Origin of the sequence: Pedobacter sp., from assembly GCF_045628745.1 — a bacterium.
Taxonomy (GTDB): Bacteria; Bacteroidota; Bacteroidia; order Sphingobacteriales; family Sphingobacteriaceae; genus Pedobacter.
Genome location: NZ_JAZQPU010000338.1, coordinates 1 through 1,561, shown reverse-complemented (window position 1 = coordinate 1,561; position 1,561 = coordinate 1). Strand labels below are relative to the sequence as shown.

Sequence of the window (1,561 nt, the reverse complement as noted above, 5' to 3'; positions counted from 1 at the left end):
ACAACTAACAGATTTTCCCGAAGCAGATCATACCACAATCAGCATTGATTCAGGTAAAGCTAAAGTTTATACCATCAACATCCGTTATCCTAAATGGGTTCAAAATAAGGAACTTAAAGTTTGGGTTAATGGTCAACTTGTGAAGATTGCATCCTCCCCAGGAGAATATGTTGCCATCAAAAGGCTTTGGAAAAAAGGAGATCAAATCAAAATTAGTTTACCCATGCAGACAACCACTGAACGTTTGCCTGATGGTTCTAACTACGTTGCTGTATTGCGGGGACCTATTTTGCTTGCCGCTAAAACAGATACATTGAATATGCCCGGGCTTTTTGCCGACTCAAGCAGGATGGCTCATATTGCAAACGGTAAACAATATCCATTGCAATCAATGCCTGTTTTTGTCAATGATGACCAAAATTATGACCGACAAATTAACCAGGTACAAGGTAAAAAATTGACTTTCTCCGCTTCAAACCTGATTTACCCTGATCAGTATAAAGGTATGGAGCTTATTCCTTTTTATAAATTACATGATTCCAGGTACATCATTTATTGGAGAACTGAAAACTCCAATAGTTATAACGCCTTTAAAGAAAAACTAAAGATAGCCGAAGAAGCTGCAGAAAAATTAGCGCTGCTTACACAGGATCTTGTCTATCCGGGTGAACAGCAACCTGAATCAGATCATTCCTTTGAAGGAGATGGCAGTACCAGTGGCGTGTTTAAAGACAGGCATTTTCGCAAGGCATTAAAATCATTTGGCTACCAATTGAAGTATTCTACTGACAAAGCTAAAATTCTGCGTTTAACTTTTCATGGAGAACAGGAACCCAGTGATTTTAATATTTTAATTAATGACAAGCTCATTTCGAATGTAGTCTTGCAAAAGCAAAACAAAGAATTTTACTTTATTGATTATCCTATACCAGCAAGTGCTATAGGCACGTCGCCAAAAAAAATGAAACTTAGTTTTCAAGCAGCTACAGGCTCTCAAACAGCTCGTATTTATGAAGTCAGACTCCTTGTAAAAGAATAGTGTATATATTACACCTCCAATAATATTACAGCCTTTTAGCATGATGATATAAATTTCTTTTGTTGGATTATTTTATAAGATGAGGTAACCGTATCATCAATTATTTAAATGTCTATTTAACATTTATAATTGTGATTCAAGCCTTGTTATTTTTGAATTTTAGCAAGTAAAAAGTTGATTTCAGTATAAATGATTGAATTTATGTATTTTAAATCACTGAAAAACAGTTGATTATGTTTTATAATAAAGTTATGTAACTTTTATGTTCTATATCTAAAAATTCTTATATTAGTAATAGCTAACCAAATATAACTTCTCAAAAAAATCTAACTAAAAAATCTTAAGTATGGACAAGAAGTATACACTATTCCCCTATAATTATTTTACCGAATTATAAATCAATTCTATTGATCTACTGGTAAGTAGCGTCAAAAATATTTCTCAAACTATCAAAATTATAACCTTTAAACATTATCTAAAAAATGATGAGGGGCAGAAGTATGCCCTAAATTTCCCAGCCTA

At 33.2% G+C, this 1,561-nt stretch carries 1 protein-coding gene; it reads left to right on the top strand.

Features of this window, described 5'->3' with window-relative positions:
* Positions 1 to 1,039 (top strand): DUF6805 domain-containing protein (locus tag ACR2F7_RS12450; RefSeq protein ID WP_432713881.1); only part of this gene is annotated, 1,039 nt, incomplete at its 5' end.
* Positions 1,040 to 1,561: the final 522 nt, after the last annotated feature.